This is a genomic window from Streptomyces sp. NPDC086989, from assembly GCF_044745505.1.
Taxonomy (GTDB): Bacteria; Actinomycetota; Actinomycetes; order Streptomycetales; family Streptomycetaceae; genus Streptomyces.
On sequence record NZ_JBIVAL010000014.1, the window covers coordinates 133,857 to 154,668 of the forward strand.

At 69.3% G+C, this 20,812-nt stretch carries 13 protein-coding genes; 11 read left to right on the forward strand and 2 right to left on the reverse strand.

Going from position 1 to position 20,812, the window contains the following annotated elements:
- Positions 1–35: 35 nt before the first annotated feature.
- From ACIPK4_RS30095 to ACIPK4_RS30115, 5 genes are all read left to right on the forward strand, one after another.
- On the forward strand, positions 36–1,058 hold the full coding sequence (locus ACIPK4_RS30095; protein WP_402318339.1) for a LacI family DNA-binding transcriptional regulator: 1,023 nt from the start codon (positions 36–38) through the stop codon (positions 1,056–1,058).
- A gap of 199 nt (positions 1,059–1,257) precedes the next feature.
- Positions 1,258–3,972: an aconitate hydratase AcnA gene (gene acnA, locus ACIPK4_RS30100; protein ID WP_376199408.1), complete on the forward strand. Its 2,715-nt coding sequence runs from the start codon at positions 1,258–1,260 to the stop codon at positions 3,970–3,972.
- A 303-nt stretch (positions 3,973–4,275) separates the two neighbouring features.
- Positions 4,276–5,703: an N-acetylglucosamine/diacetylchitobiose ABC transporter substrate-binding protein gene (ngcE, locus tag ACIPK4_RS30105; protein ID WP_054225821.1), complete on the forward strand. Its 1,428-nt coding sequence runs from the start codon at positions 4,276–4,278 to the stop codon at positions 5,701–5,703.
- 23 nt (positions 5,704–5,726) lie between these two features.
- Positions 5,727–6,671 (forward strand): carbohydrate ABC transporter permease, encoded by a 945-nt coding sequence (locus tag ACIPK4_RS30110; RefSeq protein WP_376199395.1) that lies wholly within the window; start codon positions 5,727–5,729, stop codon positions 6,669–6,671.
- A 13-nt stretch (positions 6,672–6,684) separates the two neighbouring features.
- On the forward strand, positions 6,685–7,620 hold the full coding sequence (locus ACIPK4_RS30115) for a carbohydrate ABC transporter permease (protein WP_402318347.1): 936 nt from the start codon (positions 6,685–6,687) through the stop codon (positions 7,618–7,620).
- Between the two features lie 41 nt (positions 7,621–7,661).
- On the opposite strand, the gene mgtA is transcribed toward ACIPK4_RS30115, so the two are convergent.
- Positions 7,662–10,409, reverse strand: coding sequence for a magnesium-translocating P-type ATPase (gene mgtA, locus ACIPK4_RS30120; protein ID WP_402318350.1), 2,748 nt, complete (start codon positions 10,407–10,409; stop codon positions 7,662–7,664).
- 593 nt (positions 10,410–11,002) lie between these two features.
- Between mgtA and ACIPK4_RS30125 the strand changes: the two genes are divergently transcribed.
- From ACIPK4_RS30125 to ACIPK4_RS30150, 6 genes are all read left to right on the forward strand, one after another.
- Entirely contained in the window at positions 11,003–12,205 is a 1,203-nt protein-coding gene (locus tag ACIPK4_RS30125; RefSeq protein WP_054225818.1) for an ROK family transcriptional regulator, read from the forward strand.
- Between the two features lie 117 nt (positions 12,206–12,322).
- A complete protein-coding gene (locus tag ACIPK4_RS30130) occupies positions 12,323–13,438 on the forward strand; it encodes a substrate-binding domain-containing protein (RefSeq protein WP_054225817.1) in 1,116 nt (371 codons plus the stop codon).
- Between the two features lie 277 nt (positions 13,439–13,715).
- Positions 13,716–14,504, forward strand: coding sequence for an ATP-binding cassette domain-containing protein (locus tag ACIPK4_RS30135; protein ID WP_054225816.1), 789 nt, complete (start codon positions 13,716–13,718; stop codon positions 14,502–14,504).
- 53 nt (positions 14,505–14,557) lie between these two features.
- Positions 14,558–15,808 (forward strand): ABC transporter permease subunit, encoded by a 1,251-nt coding sequence (locus ACIPK4_RS30140; protein ID WP_054225825.1) that lies wholly within the window; start codon positions 14,558–14,560, stop codon positions 15,806–15,808.
- A gap of 253 nt (positions 15,809–16,061) precedes the next feature.
- Positions 16,062–18,011, forward strand: coding sequence for a 1-deoxy-D-xylulose-5-phosphate synthase (gene dxs / locus ACIPK4_RS30145; RefSeq protein WP_402318355.1), 1,950 nt, complete (start codon positions 16,062–16,064; stop codon positions 18,009–18,011).
- A gap of 111 nt (positions 18,012–18,122) precedes the next feature.
- A complete protein-coding gene (locus tag ACIPK4_RS30150; RefSeq protein ID WP_402318357.1) occupies positions 18,123–19,619 on the forward strand; it encodes an amino acid permease in 1,497 nt (498 codons plus the stop codon).
- A gap of 94 nt (positions 19,620–19,713) precedes the next feature.
- Here ACIPK4_RS30150 and ACIPK4_RS30155 read toward each other — a convergent pair whose 3' ends face one another.
- Positions 19,714–20,778 (reverse strand): LCP family protein, encoded by a 1,065-nt coding sequence (locus tag ACIPK4_RS30155; RefSeq protein WP_376203567.1) that lies wholly within the window; start codon positions 20,776–20,778, stop codon positions 19,714–19,716.
- Positions 20,779–20,812: the final 34 nt, after the last annotated feature.

A 20,812-nucleotide genomic window follows, 5' to 3' on the forward strand; every position in this document is an offset into this window, starting at 1 on the left:
GACGAAATCCGCACCGCCGTCCGTACGATGACCCCGTGCCCGGGCCCGGACCGACCATCGCCGACATCGCGCGCGCCGCGGAGGTCTCCACCGCGACCGTCTCGCACGCCCTGGGCGGCACCGGCCGCGTCGGCGAGTCCACCCGCCGGCGGGTCCGCGAGGTCGCGGCCGCCCTCGGCTACAGCGCCCGCCGCGGCCCCCGGACCCGTACGCTCGGCCTCGCCGTCACCACGTACGTCGGCTCCGCCTGGAACTACGTCGAGATCGCCTACTTCTCCCGGCTGCTGACCGCCGCCACCGCGGCCGCCCACGCCCGCGGCTACGCCCTCACGGTGCTGCCCGCCGACCGGGGCGCCGAACCCCTGTGGCACACCCTCGCCGTCGACGGGATGCTGCTGCTCGACAGCCCGGCCGGCGACCCGGTGCTGCGCGCCCTGCGGGCCCGCGGCCTGCCGGTCGTCTTCGACGGCCGTCCCCCGGACCCCCGGCCGGGGGACGTGTGGGTGGACAACGACCACGAGGCCACCACCCGCGAGGTCCTCGACCACCTCGCCGCCTGCGGGGCCCGCCGGATCGCGCTGCACTCCGCGTACGGCCGGGAGCACTACACCGGGGCCGTCACCGCGGCCCACGCCCGCTGGTGCGCCGAGCGCGGGACGGCCCCGCTGGTGGTCCCCTTCCACCCCGACGACAGCGCCGGGCACGCGTTCGACGCGGTGTTCGCCGCGCCCGGCGGGCGCCCCGACGCCGTGTACTGCGTGTACGACCCCGGCGGCCGCCAGGTGCTGGCGGCCGCCGCCCGGCACGGGCTGCGGATACCCGCGCAGCTGCGGCTCGTCTGCGCGAGCGAGGACCCCTCCTACGCGGCGGGCGACCCGGCGGTGAGCACCGTGACCCTGCGTCCGGAGGTGATCGGGGAGAGCGCCGTCGACGCGCTGGTCGCCCTGCTGGAGTCCCCGCAGGGCGCGCCGCCGGGCCAGCTGACCGTGCCGGCCGCGCTGGCCGTGCGTACGTCTTCGCTGGCCGTGCCCCCGTCCGCACGGCGGGGGCCGGTGTGATGTGGCCCATGCCGTGCATGACCAGGGCGCGGCAATGCACTAGAGTTATCTCGACATCGAGATATCTGCCGAAGGCGTACCGCAGCCGCCCCTGCTGGTAAGGCTCACCTAACTTAGCCTTACCTTAGCGGACTGGCCCCAGGGCGTGGCGGCAGGATTGCGGTAAAACGCGCGAATTTCATGCATGAAGGAGACTGTCGTGTCGGCGAACAGCTTCGACGCCCGCAGCACGCTGCAGGTGGGCGACGAGTCGTACGAGATCTTCCGGCTGGACAAGGTTGAGGGCTCCGCCCGCCTTCCCTACAGCCTGAAGGTGCTGCTGGAGAACCTGCTCCGCACCGAGGACGGCGCGAACATCACCGCCGACCACATCCGGTCGCTCGGGAACTGGGACTCGCAGGCCCAGCCCAGCGAGGAGATCCAGTTCACGCCGGCCCGCGTGATCATGCAGGACTTCACCGGCGTCCCCTGCGTCGTGGACCTCGCCACCATGCGCGAGGCCGTGAAGGCGCTCGGCGGCGACCCGGCGAAGATCAACCCGCTCTCGCCCGCCGAGATGGTCATCGACCACTCGGTCATCGCCGACAAGTTCGGCACGAAGGACGCCTTCGCGCAGAACGTCGAGCTGGAGTACGGCCGTAACAAGGAGCGCTACCAGTTCCTGCGCTGGGGCCAGACCGCCTTCGACGACTTCAAGGTCGTCCCGCCGGGCACCGGCATCGTCCACCAGGTCAACATCGAGCACCTGGCCCGTACCGTCATGGTCCGTAACGGCCAGGCGTACCCCGACACCCTCGTCGGCACCGACTCGCACACCACCATGGTCAACGGCCTCGGCGTGCTCGGCTGGGGCGTCGGCGGCATCGAGGCCGAGGCCGCGATGCTCGGCCAGCCGGTCTCCATGCTGATCCCGCGCGTCGTCGGCTTCAAGCTGACCGGCGAGCTGCCGACCGGCACCACCGCGACCGACCTCGTGCTGACCATCACCGAGATGCTCCGCAAGCACGGCGTCGTCGGCAAGTTCGTCGAGTTCTACGGTGAGGGCGTCGCCGCCACCTCGCTGGCGAACCGCGCCACCATCGGCAACATGTCGCCGGAGTTCGGCTCCACCGCCGCGATCTTCCCGATCGACGGCGAGACCCTGAAGTACCTGCGCCTGACCGGCCGCGACGCCCAGCAGGTCGCGCTCGTCGAGGCGTACGCCAAGGAGCAGGGCCTGTGGCTTGACCCGGCCGCCGAGCCGGACTTCTCCGAGAAGCTGGAGCTCGACCTCTCCACGGTCGTCCCCTCCATCGCCGGTCCGAAGCGCCCGCAGGACCGCATCGTCCTGGCCAACGCCGCCGAGCAGTTCGCCGTCGACGTGCGCAACTACGTCTCCGACGACGAGGAGGCCGGCAAGGAGTCCTTCCCGGCGTCCGACGCCCCGGCCGCCGTCAACGGCGTACCGACCCGCCCGACCCAGGTCACCCTGGCCGACGGCACCTCGTTCGAGATCGACCACGGCGCCGTCACCGTCGCCGCGATCACCTCCTGCACCAACACCTCGAACCCCTACGTCATGGTCGCCGCGGCGCTCGTGGCCAAGAAGGCGGTCGAGAAGGGCCTGTCCCGCAAGCCGTGGGTCAAGACCACCCTGGCCCCGGGCTCGAAGGTCGTCACCGACTACTTCGACAAGGCCGGCCTGACCCCGTACCTCGACAAGATGGGCTTCAACCTCGTCGGGTACGGCTGCACCACCTGCATCGGCAACTCCGGTCCGCTGGACGAGGAGATCTCGAAGGCGATCAACGAGCACGACCTCGCGGTCACCTCGGTCCTCTCGGGCAACCGCAACTTCGAGGGCCGCATCAACCCCGACGTCAAGATGAACTACCTGGCCTCCCCGCCGCTGGTCGTCGCGTACGCCATCGCGGGCTCCATGAAGGTGGACATCACCAAGGACGCCATCGGCATCGACACCGAGGGCAAGCCGGTCTTCCTCCAGGACATCTGGCCCTCCGAGGCCGAGGTCAACGACGTCGTGGCGAACGCCATCGGCGAGGACATGTTCAGCAAGTCCTACCAGGACGTCTTCGCGGGCGACGCCCAGTGGCAGGCGCTGTCGATCCCGACCGGCAACACCTTCGAGTGGGACCCGCAGTCCACCTACGTCCGCAAGCCCCCCTACTTCGAGGGCATGACGATGGAGACCACCCCGGTCTCCGACATCGCCGGCGCGCGCGTGCTGGCGAAGCTGGGCGACTCGGTCACCACCGACCACATCTCCCCGGCCGGTGCGATCAAGGCCGACACCCCGGCCGGCAAGTACCTCACCGAGCACGGCGTCGAGCGCCGCGACTTCAACTCGTACGGTTCCCGCCGCGGCAACCACGAGGTCATGATCCGCGGTACGTTCGCCAACATCCGCCTGCGCAACCAGATCGCGCCGGGCACCGAGGGCGGCTTCACCCGCGACTTCACCGTCGAGGGCGCGCCGGTCGCGTTCATCTACGACGCCTCGCAGAACTACCAGGCCGCCGGCATCCCGCTGGTCATCCTGGCGGGCAAGGAGTACGGCTCCGGCTCGTCCCGCGACTGGGCGGCCAAGGGCACCGCGCTGCTCGGCGTCAAGGCCGTCATCGCCGAGTCCTACGAGCGCATCCACCGCTCGAACCTGATCGGCATGGGCGTGCTCCCGCTCCAGTTCCCGGAGGGCGCCTCGGCGGCCGCGCTGGGCCTCACCGGCGAGGAGACCTTCTCCTTCACCGGTGTGGAGGAGCTGAACAACGGCACCACCCCGCGCACCGTCAAGGTCACCACCGACACCGGTGTGGAGTTCGACGCGGTCGTCCGCATCGACACCCCGGGTGAGGCGGACTACTACCGCAACGGCGGCATCATGCAGTACGTGCTCCGCAACCTCATCCGAGGCTGAGGACCGTAGCGGCACCAAAGGGCCGTATCCCCGCTAAGGGGGTACGGCCCTTCCGCCTTTTCCGGCCGGGTCCAGGTTTCGGGGAGGTCTCAACTCGGAAAAGCTGACAGACAACCGTGTGCATGATCTTGCTCACACGAGCGGAAGTGGACTATACCTGTGCCCGTCCGGATCACCGCGGTACGAGCGGCACCGGACCGGGGGACGGCGGGGACCTGCGGCGATGTCCGTATGCGCGGTGACCACGTGCATTCGTCGAGTCCCGACCTCCTTCACACTTCTGACGAAGGCGAGGACATGAGCATGGGATCCACTGGTGAGGGCCTCGGCCGCCGTGACCTGATCAAGCGCTCCGCAGCGCTGGGACTGATCTCGGTGCCCACGATGAGCTTCCTGTCCGCCTGCGCCTCCGGCGGTGGGGACACCTCGACGAAGGGGCCGGACAAGGGGGCGGTGACCAAGGAGAACCCGTTCGGCGTCGCCAAGGGCGGCAAGCTCGACGTCGTCGTCTTCAAGGGCGGCTTCGGCGACGACTACGCGAAGGCCTGGGAGGCCGCCTTCGACAAGAAGTGGGGCACCACCAGCTCCCACCTGGGCACCCAGGAGATCGCCGCCAAGCTCCAGCCCCGCTTCAACGGCGGCAACCCGCCGGACGTCATCGACGACTCGGGCGCCCAGCAGATCAAGGTCGACGTCCTCGCCAAGGGCGGCCAGCTCGCCGATCTCACCGCCGTCCTCGACGCACCCTCGCTCGACGACCCGGCCAGGAAGGTCCGGGACATGCTCATTCCCGGCACCGTCGAACAGGGCACCCAGGGCGGCAAGTTCGTCGCCCTCTACTACGTCTACACCGTCTACGGCTTCTGGTACTCGGGCAAGCTCTTCAAGGAGAAGGGCTGGACCGAGCCGAAGACCTGGGACGAGTTCCTCGACATCTGCACCAAGGCCAAGGCCGCCGGCATCGGCGGACTCGCCCACCAGGGCAAGTACCCGTACTACATCAACGTCGTCATCATGGACCTGATCGCCAAGAAGGGCGGTCTGGAGGCCATGAAGGCGATCGACAACCTCGAACCGAACGCCTTCGAGGGCAACCCCGCCGCCCTCGCCGCCGTCGAGGCCGTCTACGAGGTCGTCGAGAAGGACCTGCTGATGGCCGGCACGAACGGCCTCACCCACACGGAGTCCCAGACCGCCTGGAACCAGTACAAGGCCGCCTTCATCCCCTCCGGCTCCTGGCTGGAGAACGAGCAGCTCAAGCAGACCCCGGAGGACTTCGACATGAAGTTCCTGCCGGTGCCGGCCCTCGCCGACAGCAAGCTGCCCTTCGAGGCCATCAGGGCCGGCGCGGGCGAGCCCTTCATCGTCCCCGAGAAGGCCGCCAACAAGGCCGGCGGACTGGAGTTCCTCCGGACGATGCTGTCCCGCGAATGGTCGACCCTCTTCGCCCAGCAGGCCAACTCCCTCACCGTGGTCAAGGACGGCGTCGACCCGAACGTCAAGCTGCGCCCGGGCACGGCCTCGGCGGTCGCGGCCGTCAAGACCGCCGGATCGAACACCTTCAACTACCTGTACCCCGACTGGTACAGCGAAATGGACACCGAGATCCAGAACGCGTCCAATGAGCTGATGGCCAAGCGGATCCAGCCAAAGGAATGGATCAAGCGGGCCCAGGCTGCGGTAGACAAGGCTGCCAAGGACCCGAACGCCAAGAACAACCACCGCAGCTGACACACGTCCAAGGGGCGGACACCATGAGCCAAGTAGCCCGGGGCACGGGACGGACCGGCTTCATCGCCGGCTTCCTGTTCCTGCCGCTCGCGCTGTACCTGACTTTCGTCATCTGGCCGTACATCCAGACGTTCGGCTACTCCTTCACCAACTGGTCGGGACAGTCGCCCACGTTCGATTTCGTCGGCCTGGACAACTATGCGGCGCTGATGAAGGACGAGGTCTTCCGCGGCGCCCTGTGGCACAACCTGCTGCTCCTGGTGTTCGTCCCGACCGTGACCATCCTGCTGGCCCTCTTCTTCGCCTTCATGGTGAACGCGGGAGGGCGCAGCGGGGCCGGGGGCGTCCGCGGCGTCCGCGGCTCCTCCGTCTACAAGATCGTCTACTTCTTCCCGCAGGTCCTCTCGCTCGCCATCCTCGCCGTGCTGTTCGGCGCGGTGTACCGCAGTGACGAGGGCGGCCTGCTCAACGGGTTCCTGACCAAGCTGGGCCTGGTGGACCCGGCCCACCCCGTCGAATGGCTCAATCAGCCGGACCTCGTGCTGTGGTGCCTGCTCCTGGTGGTGGTCTGGCACGGCGTCGGCTTCTACCTGGTGCTCTTCTCGGCGGCCATGCAGTCCGTACCCAAGGACATCTACGAGGCCGCCCTCCTCGACGGCGCCGGGCGCGCCCAGACCTTCCTCAAGGTCACGCTGCCCCTGCTGTGGGACTCCGTGCAGACCTCCGCGGTCTACCTCGGCATCGCCGCGATGGACATGTTCGTCCTGGTGTCGACCATGACTTCCGGCCAGTTCGGCGGCGGGCCCGACCACCACAGCGAGGTCATGGCGACGGTGCTGATGCGCAACTTCCTCTACTTCGGCAAGAGCGGCTACGCCTGTGCCATGGGCGTCGTCATGCTCGTCCTGACCATGATCCTCTCCATCGTCACGCTGCGCGCCACCCGCCGCGAGCGCATCGAGTTCTGAGAGGAGATCCCCCATGACTGCACAGTCCACAGTGATCAAGGCCCCGGGCGAGGACTCCGCCGAGCGGCCCGGCGGCAGCGGGCGCCCCGGGGACGGGGCGAAGCCCGCCTCCGACGGCACGGTGCTCAACGTCTTCTCGCACGGGTTCCTCGCCGTCTGGGCGGTACTGATCGTCCTGCCCCTGATCTGGCTGGCGCTCGGCTCGTTCAAGACCGACTCGCAGATCGGCGGCTCGGCCCTCAGCTGGCCCTCCAACTGGCACTTCGACGCCTTCTCCCGGGCCTGGGACAAGGGCATCGGCGACTATTTCGCCCACACGCTGATCGTGATGGTGTTCTCGGTCCCGCTGACCATGCTGCTCGGCTCGATGGCGGCGTACGTCCTGGCCCGCTACCCCTTCCCGGGGAACCGGGTCGTCTACTACTTCTTCGTCAGCGGGGCCATGTTCCCCGTCTTCCTCGCGCTCGTCCCGCTGTTCTTCATGGTCAAGCGCCTGGACATGCTCAACACGTACCAGGGTCTGATCCTGGTGTACGTGGCCTACTCGATGCCCTTCACCGTCTTCTTCATGCACTCGTTCTTCCGGACGCTGCCGACGGCCGTGTACGAGGCGGCGGTGATCGACGGGGCCTCCGACACCCGGATCTTCTTCCAGGTGATGCTGCCGATGGCCAAGCCCGGCCTGATCAGCGTCGGGATATTCAATGTCCTGGGCCAGTGGAACCAGTACATCCTGCCCTCCGTGCTGATGCAGCCGCAGACCGGATCGGACCCCGAGCGCTACATGCTCACGCAGGGCCTGATCCAGCTGCAGTACCAGATGGGGTACGAGACGGACCTGCCCGTGCTGTTCGCGGGCGTGACCATCGCGATGATCCCGATGCTGGTGGTCTACCTGTCCTTCCAGCGGCAGATCCAGGCCGGGCTGACCTCCGCCACCCTCAAGTAGCTCCCGCTCGACCGGAGGAAGCCGAGGGCTCGGGCGCGTCTCTACAGCCAGGTGCCGAACCTGCGGATGTACAAGGTCTTCAGGAGCTGCGTGAGCGTGCAGTACGCCAGCAGCACGCCGATCAGCCACGGGAAGTAGCTCGCCGGCAGCGCCGTGAAGCCCAGCGGGGCGGCCAGCGGCGAGAAGGGCAGGTACAGCCCGGTCAGCACCGCGAGGACCGTCATCACCATCACCGGCCAGGAGGCGCGGGACTGGATGAAGGGGATCTTCCGGGTACGGATCATGTGGACGACCAGGGTCTGCGAGAGCAGTCCCTCGATGAACCAGCCGGACTGGAACAGCGACTGCTCGGCCTCGCTGTCGGCGCCGAACAGGTTCCACATGATCACGAACATGGCGATGTCGAAGACCGAGCTGATCGGGCCGATGCAGACCATGAACCGGCCGATGCCCCGGGCGTCCCAGTTGCGGGGCCGTCGCAGGTACTCCTCGTCCATCCGGTCCCACGGCGTCGCCAGCTGCGCGATGTCGTAGACCAGGTTCTGCACCAGCAGCATGATCGCCAGCATCGGCTGGAAGGGGAGGAACGCGCTCGCCACGAGGACCGAGAAGACGTTGCCGAAGTTCGACGACGCCGTCATCTTGATGTACTTGATCGTGTTGCCGAAGGTGGTCCGGCCCTGGATCACGCCCTGCTCCAGGACGGTCAGGTCCTTCTCCAGCAGGATGACGTCCGCCGACTCCCTGGCGATGTCGACGGCGGTGTCGACGGAGATGCCGACGTCGGCGTCGCGCAGCGCGGCCGCGTCGTTGATGCCGTCCCCGAGGAAGCCGACGGTGTGGCCGTCGGCCTGCAGGGCCCGCACGATGCGGGCCTTCTGGACCGGGTTGACCTTGGCGAAGACCGTCGTACGGGCGGCCAGCGCGCGCAGCGCCGTCTGGTCGAGGGCGTCGGTCTCGGAGCCGAGCACCACGTGCCCGACGTCGAGCCCCACGGCCGTGCAGACCCTGGCGGCCACCAGGTCGTTGTCCCCGGTGACGACCTTGACCGCGACGCCCTTGCCGGCCAGCGCGCGCAGGGCGCGGGCGGCGTCGGCCTTCGGCGGGTCGAGGAAGGCGAGGAAGCCGACCAGGGTGAGGCGGTCCTCGTCCGCGACCGAGTACGTGTCGCGGGGGGCGTCGATCGTGCGGGTCGCGACGGCGAGGACGCGCAGCCCCCGGCGGTTGTCGTCCTCGGCGATGCGGGTGACGTACCGGCGCAGCCCGTCGGTGAGTGCGACCCTGCGGCCGCCGTCCGCCATGTGGGTGCAGAGGTCCAGGACCTCCTCCACCGCACCCTTGGTGATCATGATGTGTTCGGGGCGGCCGAGGTCCCCCAGGACGCTGTTGCGGCGCAGGACCACGGACATCCGGCGACGGGCGAAGTCGAAGGGGATCTCGTCGACCATCGAGAACCGTGCGTCGACGACAACCTCCTCGGCCTCGTCCACGCGGTCGATGACCGCCCGGTCCATCAGGCTCCGCAAGCCGGTCTGGAAGTGGGCGTTGAGGTAGCCGTACTCGAGGACCTCGCCGTCCTCGTCGCCGTGCACGTCCAGGTAGCGGTCCAGGACGATCCGGTCCTCGGTGAGGGTGCCGGTCTTGTCCGTGCAGAGCACGTCCATGGCGCCCAGGTTCTGGATCGCGTTGAGCCGCTTGACGACGACCTTCCGCCTGGACATGGCGACCGCGCCGCGCGCCAGGTTGGCGGAGACGACCATCGGCAGCATCTCCGGGGTCAGGCCGACCGCGACGGCGACGCCGAAGAGGAAGGCCTCGTCCCAGTCGCCCTTGGTGAGCCCGTTCACCGCGAACACGACCGGGACCATGACCAGCATGAAGCGGATCAGCAGGAAGCTGACCCTGCGCACGCCGTTGTCGAAGTTGGTCTGCGGGCGCTCGCCGGCCAGCGAGCCGGCCATCGAGCCGAACCAGGTCCCGGCGCCGGTGGCGACGACTACCCCGGTGGCGGTGCCGGAGGTGACCGACGTCCCCATCAGGACCAGGTTGTCGGCTTCGACCGGGTCGGCCGTCGCGCACCGGCCGAGGTCCTCGGCGCCGCGGGACCCCCCGCAGGAGCGCCGGGGGAGGTCGGCCTTGGCGACCGGCAGGGACTCGCCTGACAGCGCGGCCTGGCCGACCATCAGGTCCTTGGAGGTGATGAGCCGCAGGTCCGCCGGGACCAGGTCCCCGGCGGCCAGCTTCACCACGTCGCCCGGGACCACCTGGTCCACGGGCACCTCGAACGTGGTCGGGCCCGAGCCGCCGCCGGCCCGGCGCTGCACCGCGCAGGTGGTCGTGACGAGCCGCCTGAGCGCGTCGGCGGCCCGGCCCGAACGGAACTCCTGCCAGAACCGCAGCAGCCCGCTGACCGCCACCATCAGGGAGAGGATGACGACGCCGGGGTCGGCCGGGTCCTGCCACCACATGACGGCGGCGAGGAAGACCAGGACGGCGATGAACGGGTTCCAGAACGCCTTCACCAGCTGGAGCCACCAGCGCGGGGCGCGCTCGTGGGCGACGACGTTGGCACCGTGCCGCTCCAGGCGCAGCGCCGCCTCTGCGTGCGTGAGGCCGTCGCGGGTGGTGGAGAGCTCCTGGAGGACCTGGACGCCGGGGCGGGCGCTGAACCCGGCGAGCCGCTCGCCGGCGAGCCGGGTGCGGGTCTCCAGCTCGGCGGCCTTGCGCTCGCGGCGGCCCTGGCCCGGCGGTGCGAGCCTGGCCGGGGTACGGGGGGTGAGCATGGTCATGACGCATACCTCCCTCCACGGCGTCCGGGCAGCACGGAGCCGCGCGGTCACGTGGAGTGATCGTGGGTCGGCGCGGGGCGGCGCGGAGCGCCGTCGGGCACGCCGAGGGGCATGGATGACGCACGCCCGGGGAGCGGGCCGGGCATGCGGAGGGAAGGGGGAGTGAGAACGAGCGCAGGACCGCACGGGGCGGCGGAGAACCGCGGCCGAGCGGCGTATTGCCGCGGCCGTGCGCACTCAGGGGGAGACCGGCTGATCCGGATCAGCCGACGGGAGCGCTGCGAGGACTTCGGTCGGGACTCATCCCGAACACCTCCTCGCGCAGCGCTGTCATGACGGGGCGCCCGTCCGGCCGGAAAGGCCGCAGAGGACCGGCGCCTCAGCGACCGTAACACGATCACGAGGGATGTCTCTCATACTTATGACCGGAAGTGGCCGTTTCGTTCCGTGTCAGCCTCTTGACGTCTGGAAGGCCAAAGGCTCGACTTAAGGTTCACAAGTTGGAGAGACGCCGGGGTCTCGGAGCACCAGGCCGTGATGCCGGCTCGGGGGGCGACGGTCGGCCGTCGCTAATGGGCAGGAGTGGATGAGTCGTGCAGACTCCCGGATCGCAGTCTTCACTGCACCGCGCGAATCTCGAACGGGTCGTGCGGGCCGTGCGGCTCGCCGGTTCGCTGACCCAGGCGGAGATCGCCCGGTCCACCGGACTGTCGGCGGCCACGGTCTCCAACATCGTCCGCGAACTCAAGGAGGGGGGGACCGTCGAGGTCACGGACACCTCGGCGGGCGGCCGGCGGGCGCGCAGCGTCTCGCTCAGCGGTGACGCGGGCATCGTGATCGGCGTGGACTTCGGCCACACCCACCTGCGGGTGGCCGTCGGCAACCTCGCCCACCAGGTCCTGGCCGAGGAATCGGCCCCGCTGGACGTGGACGCCTCCTGGGCGGACGGCTTCGACCGGGCCGAGGCCCTGGTCGGAGAGCTGATCGCGGGCATCGGGGTGGGCCGGGAGAAGGTCATCGGCGTCGGGCTCGGCGTCCCCGGCCCCATCGACGTGGAGTCCGGCACCCTGGGCTCCACCGCGATCCTGCCGGGCTGGGCCGGCATCAACCCCCGCCAGGAGCTCTCGCAGCGCCTCGGCGTGCCCGTGTACGTGGACAACGACGCCAACCTCGGAGCGCTCGGGGAACTGGTGTGGGGCAGCGGCCGGGGGGTCAAGGACCTCGCTTACATCAAGGTCGCGAGCGGCGTGGGCGCCGGCCTGGTGATCAACGGCCAGATCTACCGGGGTCCGGGGGGAACCGCCGGCGAGATCGGGCACATCACCCTGGACGAGTCCGGCCCGGTCTGCCGCTGCGGCAACCGCGGCTGCCTGGAGACCTTCGCCGCGGCCCGGTACGTCCTGCCGCTGCTGCAGAGCACGCACGGGCCCGAGCTCACCATGGAGCGGGTCGTCGAACTGGCCCGGGAGGGCGACCCGGGGTGCCGCCGCGTCATCGCCGACGTCGGCCGCCATGTGGGTAGTGGTGTCGCGAACCTGTGCAACGTCCTCAACCCGAGCCGGGTGGTGCTCGGGGGCTCGCTGGCCGAGGCCGGTGAGCTGGTCCTGGCCCCCATACGCGAGTCCGTGAGCCGGTACGCGATCCCCAGTGCGGCACGTCAACTCTCGGTGCTCACGGGATCGTTGGGCGGTCGGGCGGAGGTGCTGGGCGCACTCGCGCTGGTGCTCAGTGAGATGGGTGATTCGACCCTTCTGACCGATTCTTCGAACCTCAAGCTTTTGCCTTCAGTTAGATAACGGATGGCACCGTTGTCATCTCGTTAAGGATTCACTCCTTGACGACAAACTGCGGCCGAGGTTGACTCACGTCCACCTCGGCCGCGCTGTTGCGGCCTCGTCAGGGAGGTTCAAGAAATGAACACGCGCATGCGTAGAGCCGCCGTAGCCGTCGCCGCCACCGCCATGGCCGCTTCCCTTGCCGCCTGTGGCAGCGCCAAGGAGGCCGGCGAGAAGCCGAAGGAGTCCGGCTCCGCCGCCGCGGGTGGCGCGATCAAGATCGGTCTGCTCCTGCCGGAGAACCAGACCGCGCGTTACGAGAAGTTCGACAAGCCGCTCTTCGAGAAGAAGGTCGCCGAACTCACGGGCGGCAAGGCCGAGGTGGTCTACGCCAACGCCAAGCAGGACGCGACCACGCAGAACTCGCAGGTCGACACGATGATCACCAACAAGGTGAACGTCCTGGTCGTCGACGCCGTGGACTCCAAGGCCATCGCCGGATCGGTGAAGAAGGCCAAGGAGAAGGGCATCCCGGTCGTGGCCTACGACCGCCTGGCCGAGGGCCCGATCGACGCCTACACCTCGTTCGACAACGAAGAGGTCGGCAAGGTCCAGGGCAAGGCCCTGCTGGAGGCCCTGGGCGACAAGGCCGGCTCCGGCCAGATCGTCATGATGAACGGGTCGGTCACCGACCCGAACGCCGCCCTCTTCAAGAAGGGTGCGCACTCCGTCCTCGATGGCAAGGTGACCATCGGCAAGGAGTACGACACCAAGGAGTGGAAGCCGGAGAACGCCAACACCAACATGGCGGGTGCGATCTCCGCGCTGGGCAAGGACAAGATCGTCGGCGTCTACTCCGCCAACGACGGCATGGCCGGCGGCATCATCACCGCCCTCAAGGCCGCCGGCATGGACCCGCTGCCCCCGGTCACCGGCCAGGACGCCGAACTCGCCGGTGTGCAGCGCATCGTCGCGGGCGAGCAGTTCATGAGCGTCTACAAGCCGTACGCCCCCGAGGCCGAGGCCGCCGCGAAGATGGCCGTCGCGCTCGCCAAGGGCGAGAAGCTCGACGGGGTCGCCACCTCCAAGGTCGACAGCCCCACGGACAAGGGCATCGCCTCGGTCCTGGTCCCCGTCGTCTCGCTGACCAAGAACAACATCAAGGACACTGTCATCAAGGACGGTGTCTACACGGCCGACGAGATCTGCACCGACAAGTACGCGGCCGCCTGCGCCACCGTCGGCCTGAAGTAGGCCCTCCGGGCCCCACACAGGCCCCGCAGGCCATCCCCGGCCCCGCACGGCCGGCCCCGGCCGCAGGCAGGCCCTCCCCGGACCTGCCGAGGCCCCAGCGTCCTGCCGGCCGGAGGCCCGCCCCCGCGGCCTCCGGTCCCCCAGGACCCCCGCGCCTGCCCGGCGCCCCGCCCACTCTTCCCCGCCACCCGCGGGGCGCCGGGCAGAAACGATTTCCCCACCCACCCCGCTCCTGCACTTACTGCACGACATCCCCGCCGGTCAGGCGGCGAAGGAGATGGTTCATGTGTCCGCTGCGCCCGTGCTGGCGTTGCGCGGGGTCTCGAAGCGATTCGGTGCCGTCCAGGCGCTCACCGATGTAGAGCTCGAGATCCACTCCGGCGAGGTGGTCGCCCTGGTCGGCGACAACGGCGCCGGCAAGTCCACGCTCGTCAAGACGATCGCCGGCGTCCACCCCATCGATGACGGAGTCATCGAGTGGGAGGGCAAGCCGGTCTCGATCAGCAAGCCCCACGACGCCCAGAACCTGGGCATCGCGACGGTCTACCAGGACCTCGCGCTGTGCGACAACATCGACGTCGTCGGCAACCTCTTCCTGGGTCGCGAGCTCAAGCGCCGCGGCGTCCTCGACGAGGTGGAGATGGAGCGCCGCGCGCGCGAGCTCCTGACCACCCTGTCGATCCGGATCCCCAGTGTCCGCATCCCCATCGCCTCGCTCTCCGGCGGACAGCGCCAGACCGTGGCGATCGCCCGCTCGATGCTCGGCGAGCCCAAGCTCGTCATCCTCGACGAGCCCACCGCCGCCCTCGGCGTCGAGCAGACCGCCCAGGTCCTCGACCTGGTGGAGCGGCTGCGCGAGCGCGGCCACGCCGTCATCCTCATCAGCCACAACATGGCCGATGTGAAGGCCGTCGCCGACAAGGTGGCGGTCCTGCGGCTGGGCCGCAACAACGGCGTCTTCAGCGTCAAGGACACGTCGCAGGAAGAGATCATCTCCGCCATCACGGGAGCCACGGACAACGCCGTGACGCGCCGGGCGGCCCGCACCGGGGAGGCTCGCAAGTGAGCACCGAACACCACACCTCGGCACACCACACCTCGGCGGAGGAGGTCGCCCAGCTGGCCAACCCGGCCGCCCCGGCCGACGCCATCCCCGTGGTGGACCCCCGGCTGCTCGTCCGCGAGCAGGGTCTGTCCGGCTACCTGAGCGAGTTCGGCCGCAAGATGAAGGCCGGTGACCTGGGCTCCCTCCCGGTCGTCGTCGGCCTGATCATCATCTGCGGCATCTTCCAGGGGCTGAACGCGAACTTCCTGTCCCCGGAGAACCTCACCAACATCGCGATCACCATGGTCGCCACCGGCATGATGGCCGTGGGCATCATCTTCGTGCTGCTGCTCGGCGAGATCGACCTCTCGGTCGGCTCGGTCAGCGGTGTCGCGGGTGCCCTCTTCGCCGTCCTGGCCGTCACCCACGGGGTCAACGAGTGGGTGGCGATCCTGGCCGCCGTCGCCGGCGGTGCCCTGATCGGCGCAATCCACGGCTTCTTCTTCGCCAAGATCGGTGCGCCGGCCTTCGCGGTCACCCTGTCGGGCCTGCTCTTCTGGTCCGGCGCCATGCTGCAGATCCTCGGCAGCAACGGCACGATCAACATCGACTCCGACGGTGTGGTGGGCCAGCTCACCACGTACTTCTTCACGGACGTGGCGGCCGGCTACGGCCTCGCCGCGGTCGCGGTGATCGGGTACTTCCTGGCGAGCTTCTTCGACAACCGCCGCCGCGAGGCCGCGGGCGTCCCGTCCCGGCCGATGAGCGAGATCGCCCTGCGCACGGGTCTGCTGGCGGTCTTCACCTTCGGTCCCGCCGCGGTGTTCAACCAGTACAAGGGCCTGCCGCTGGCGGTCGTGCTCTTCGTGGTGGTGCTGGCCGGCACGGACTTCCTGCTGCGCCGCACCACGTTCGGCCGGAACGTCTTCGCCCTCGGCGGCAGCGTCGAGGCGTCCCGCCGCGCGGGCATCAGCGTGGTCGGCATCCGTATCGCGGTGTTCACGATCTCGGGCACCTTCGCGGCCATCGGCGGCCTCTTCTGGGCCTCCAAGATCGCGGCGGCCAACCAGAGCGCCGGCGGCGGCGACCTGCTGATGAACGTGATCGCGGCGGCCGTGATCGGCGGCACCAGCCTCTTCGGTGGCCGGGGCCGGACCTGGAACGCCCTCCTCGGCGTCATGGTCATCACCTCGATCCAGTACGGTCTGGCTCTCCAGGGCATCGCCACACCGATCCAGTACATGATCACCGGTGCGGTGCTGCTGGCCACCGTGGTGATCGACTCGGTCACCCGCAAGACCCAGAAGACGGCCGGACGCGCCTGACACCGCGCCCGCTGCGGTAAGACCGGTCACAGTGCCCGGTGCCACCCCGTGTGGCACCGGGCACGCGTGCGTACGTCCGTGCGTACACCTGTGTGGGTATACGCCCGTATGTGGCGTGTGACATCGGGGTGATGTGTACAGGGATGTGTGCAGGTATGACAAAGCTGTGACCCGCCTGCGGCAGCCCGATGACCGCGGTCGCCGACGGAACATTAGACTCGACAGACCAGCAAGCAACTGCAAGGAGGCACGGGTGCTGCTGACCCGCATCAAGGGACCGCGCGATCTGGACCGGCTCAGCCAGGAGGAGCTCAACCAGCTCGCCGCCGAGATCAGGTCCTTCCTCGTCGACGCCGTCTCCAAGACCGGCGGGCACCTCGGCCCCAACCTCGGGGTGGTCGAACTGACGATCGCCCTGCACCGGGTCTTCGACTCGCCCAAGGACAAGGTCCTCTTCGACACCGGCCACCAGGCCTACGTCCACAAGCTGCTCACGGGCCGCCAGGACTTCGGCAACCTGCGTTCCAAGGGCGGCCTGTCCGGCTACCCCTCGCGGGCCGAGTCCGACCACGACGTGATCGAGAACTCGCACGCCTCCACCGTGCTGGGCTGGGCCGACGGCCTCGCCAAGGCCAACGAGGTGCTCGGCCGCGAGGACCACCACGTCGCCGCCGTCATCGGCGACGGCGCGCTCACCGGCGGCATGGCCTGGGAGGCGCTGAACAACATCGCCGCCGCCAAGGACCGCCCGCTGGTCATCGTCGTCAACGACAACGAGCGCTCGTACGGCCCCACCATCGGCGGCCTCGCGAACCACCTCGCCACCCTGCGCACCACGGACGGCTACGAGCGCTTCCTGGCCCGCGGCAAGGAACTCCTGGAGCGCACCCCGGTCGTCGGGAAGCCGCTCTTCGAGACGCTGCACGGCGCCAAGAAGGGCCTCAAGGACTTCATCGCCCCGCAGGGCATGTTCGAGGACCTGGGCCTGAAGTACATCGGCCCCATCGACGGCCACGACATCGAGGCCCTGGAGTCCGCACTGCAGCGCGCCAAGCGCTTCAGCGGCCCGGTCATCGTGCACTGCCTCACCCAGAAGGGCCGCGGCTACACGCCGGCCCTGGAGCACGAGGCGGACCGCTTCCACGCGGTCGGCGTGATCCACCCGGACACCGGCCTGCCGGTCAAGACCGCCGCCGCCAGCTGGACCTCCGTCTTCGCCGACGAGATGGTCAAGATCGGGCACGAGCGCGAGGACATCGTCGGCATCACCGCGGCCATGCTCCACCCGGTCGGCCTCAACAAGTTCGCCGAGGCCTTCCCGAACCGCATCTTCGACGTGGGCATCGCCGAGCAGCACGGCGCGACCTCCGCGGCCGGCCTCGCCACCGGCGGCGTCCACCCGGTCTTCGCGGTGTACGCGACCTTCCTCAACCGAGCCTTCGACCAGGTCCTGATGGACGTGGCCCTGCACAAGTGCGGGGTCACCTTCGTCCTGGACCGCGCCGGTGTCACCGGCGACGACGGCGCCTCCCACAACGGCATGTGGGACATGTCCATCCTCCAGGTCGTCCCCGGCCTGCGCCTCGCCGCGCCGCGCGACGCCGAGCAGCTGCGCGCCCAGCTCCGCGAGGCCGTCGAGGTCAAGGACGCGCCGACCGTGGTGCGCTTCTCCAAGGGCGTCGTCGGCCCGGCCGTCCCGGCCGTCGGCCGGATCGGCGGCATGGACCTGCTGCGCGCCCCCGCCGCCGACAGCGCCCTCCCCCTCGGCCCTTCGGGCCTGGGAGGTGCCCCCACGGACGTACTGCTCGTCTCGGTCGGGGCGCTCGCCCCGATGTGCCTGGAGATCGCCGACCTGCTCGACAAGCAGGGCATCTCCACGACCGTGGTCGACCCCCGATGGGTCAAGCCCGTGGACGAGGCCCTGGCCCCGCTCGCGGAACGGCACCGCGTGGTCGTCACCGTCGAGGACAACGGCCGCACCGGCGGTGTGGGCGCCGCCGTCTCGCAGGCGCTGCGCGACGCGGGCGTCGACGTACCGCTGCGCGACTTCGGCATTCCGCAGCGGTTCCTCGACCACGCCCTGCGCAAGGAGATCATGGCCGAGATCGGTCTGACCGCGCCGGACATCGCCCGTCAGGTCACGGGCCTGGTCGCCAAGCTGGACGGGCGCTACGACAACGAGCCCGCCGCCGCCGTCGACTGACACCGGTCACGGCCGGTCGCGCGGTTGCACGTCACGGGCCGGGAGATCACCCTTGAAGGGGTGGGCCTCCCGGCCCGTTCGCGTGCGTCGTCACCTGTCGGAGGTGCGTCGGTGAGCAAGGATCTGAACAGCGTCTTCCGCACCAAGACGGTGGAGCAGTCCATCCGCGACACGGAGGAGCCGGAACACGCGCTCCGGAAGTCGCTCTCCGCCTGGGACCTGACGGTCTTCGGTGTGGGTGTCATCATCGGCACCGGCATCTTCGTCCTGACGGGCATCGCCGCCCGCAACAACGCCGGACCCGCCACCGCCCTCGCCTTCGTCGCGGCGGGCATCGTCTGCGCCCTCGCGGCCCTGTGCTACGCCGAGTTCGCGTCCACCGTCCCGGTGGCCGGATCGGCGTACACGTTCTCGTACGCCTCGATCGGCGAACTGCCCGCCTGGATCATCGGCTGGGACCTGGTGCTCGAATTCGCGCTGGGCACCGCGGTCGTGGCGGTCGGCTGGTCCGGTTACGTGCGCCACCTCATGCACACCAACCTCGGCTGGGACCTGCCCAAGGCGCTGGAGGGGCCGGACGCGGGAGGCAGCTTCGACCTGCTGGCCTTCCTGCTGATCCTGGTGCTGACCGTGATCCTGGTCGTCGGGACGAAGCTCTCCGCGCGGATCACGGCGATCGTGGTCGCGATCAAGGTCTTCGTGGTCCTGCTGGTCATCGTCGCGGGCCTGTTCTTCATCAAGGCCGACAACTACTCGCCGTTCATCCCGCCGGCCCAGCCACAGGAGGCGGGCAACGGCCTCCACGCGCCCCTGGTCCAGCTGCTGTTCGGCTACGCGCCCACCAACTTCGGCGTCATGGGCATCTTCACGGCTGCCTCCCTCATCTTCTTCGCCTTCATCGGCTTCGACGTCGTGGCCACCGCGGCGGAGGAGACGAGGAACCCGCAGCGGGACATGCCGCGCGGCATCCTCGGCTCGCTCCTGATCTGCACCCTGCTCTACGTCGCCGTGACGCTGGTGGTCACCGGCATGCAGAAGTACTCGGAGATGTCGCCGACCGCGCCCCTGGCCGAAGCCTTCAAGTCGGTGAACCAGCCCTTCTTCTCCGGTGCCATCAGTCTCGGGGCGGCCGTCGGCCTGATCACCGTGTGCATGATCCTGCTGCTCGGCCAGACCCGCGTGTTCTTCGCGATGAGCCGTGACGGACTGCTGCCGCGGGTCTTCTCCGTCACCCACCCCAAGTACCGCACGCCCTACCGGGCGACCATCCTGCTCGGCGGGATCATCGCCGTCGTCGCGGGCTTCACCAGCCTGGAGAAGCTCGCGGAACTCGTGAACATCGGCACGCTGTTCGCCTTCGTGCTCGTCGCCCTCGGCGTGATCATCCTGCGCCGGACCCGCCCCGACCTGCACCGGGCGTTCCGCACCCCGTGGGTGCCGGTGATCCCGATCCTGTCCATCGCGGCCTCGCTCTGGCTGATGCTCAACCTGCCGGCCGAGACCTGGATCCGGTTCGGCGTCTGGATGGTCATCGGCTTCGTCGTGTACTTCCTGTACGGCCGCAGCCACAGCCGTCTCGGCAGGTCCGGCCAGGACGCGGAGTACTAGGGCGCTCCCGCGGTGTCGATGTGGCCCGCGGCAAGGAAAAGCGGCCGTACGGGGAGCGCCTCCCCGTACGGCCGCTTCTGCCTGCAGTGTCGCGTCAGCCCTTGGCGGGGGACTTCTTCGCCTCCGCCGGGATCTTCTGGTCCGAGCGCAGGGCCTCCCACACCATGCCGGCCTGCGGCTCCGCAACGACCACGCGGTTGGGGTCCACCTTGTCGTAGGCCACCGGGAGCATGATCGTCTCCATGGTGTCCGGGTCCACGCCCTTCATGCTCTGGGCGAAGTCGGCCAGGGAGGTGAGGGAGGCGAGGTCGGAGTCGGTGGTGAGCGACTTCGTACCGGCGTCGGCGAGCTTGTACAGGCGCGCCGGGTTGCCGAGCGCGTCCTGCTTCTTGATCTCCGACAGCATCGCCATCATGAACTGCTGCTGGAGGCCTATGCGTCCGAGGTCGCTGCCGTCGCCGTAGCCGTAGCGGGTACGGACGAACTTGAGCGAGTCGGTGCCGTTGAGCCGGTGCGTGCCGGCATCGAGCTTGAGGCCGCCCTTGGCCCCGCTCATCGGCTTGTCCAGGGTGACGGTGACCCCGCCGAGCGCGTCCACCAGGCCCTTGAACCCGGCGAAGTCGACCTCGACGAAGTGGTCCACGCGGATCCCGGACATCTGCTCCACGGTCTTGACCACGCAGGCCGGACCGGCGAGCGAGTACACCGAGTTGAACATGACCCGGTTCGCAGCCTTGACGGTCTCGCCGTCGGCGCCCTTGCACTCGGGCCGGCTGATCAGGGTGTCGCGGGGGATGCTCACCGCGGTGGCCTTGGACCGGCCCTCGGGTATGTGCACCAGCATGGCGGTGTCCGAGCGGGCGCCGCTCACATCGCCGTGGTCGAGGTCCGCGTTGGCCCCGGCGCGCGAATCGGAGCCGAGGACGAGGACGTTCTGCGCCCCCGCGACGACCTTCTTCGGGCGGTTGTCGCCGAGCGCCTGGTCGAGGTCCACGCTGTCGATGTTGCCGTTGAGATGGCTGTAGGCCCACCAGCCCGCGCCGCCGGCCGCGAGGATGAGCACGGCCACCGTCAGGAGCACGATCCGCAGGGCGCGTCGCCTGCCGCCGCGCCGCGGTCTGCGCCGCGTGGGGGGAGTGGCCGAGGGCCGGTCGGTCATGGAGGCAGAGCCCTTCTATTATCGATGGGGTGCA

Bases quoted from the DNA above. Each gene is read 5' to 3' on its own strand.
- ngcE (WP_054225821.1), top strand. From the start codon at position 4,276: ATGGGATCCACTGGTGAGGGCCTCGGCCGCCGTGACCTGATCAAGCGC.
- ACIPK4_RS30110 (WP_376199395.1), top strand. From the start codon at position 5,727: ATGAGCCAAGTAGCCCGGGGCACGGGACGGACCGGCTTCATCGCCGGC.
- ACIPK4_RS30115 (WP_402318347.1), top strand. From the start codon at position 6,685: ATGACTGCACAGTCCACAGTGATCAAGGCCCCGGGCGAGGACTCCGCC.
- mgtA (WP_402318350.1), bottom strand. From the start codon at position 10,409: ATGACCATGCTCACCCCCCGTACCCCGGCCAGGCTCGCACCGCCGGGC.
- ACIPK4_RS30130 (WP_054225817.1), top strand. From the start codon at position 12,323: ATGAACACGCGCATGCGTAGAGCCGCCGTAGCCGTCGCCGCCACCGCC.
- ACIPK4_RS30135 (WP_054225816.1), top strand. From the start codon at position 13,716: ATGGTTCATGTGTCCGCTGCGCCCGTGCTGGCGTTGCGCGGGGTCTCG.
- ACIPK4_RS30155 (WP_376203567.1), bottom strand. From the start codon at position 20,778: ATGACCGACCGGCCCTCGGCCACTCCCCCCACGCGGCGCAGACCGCGG.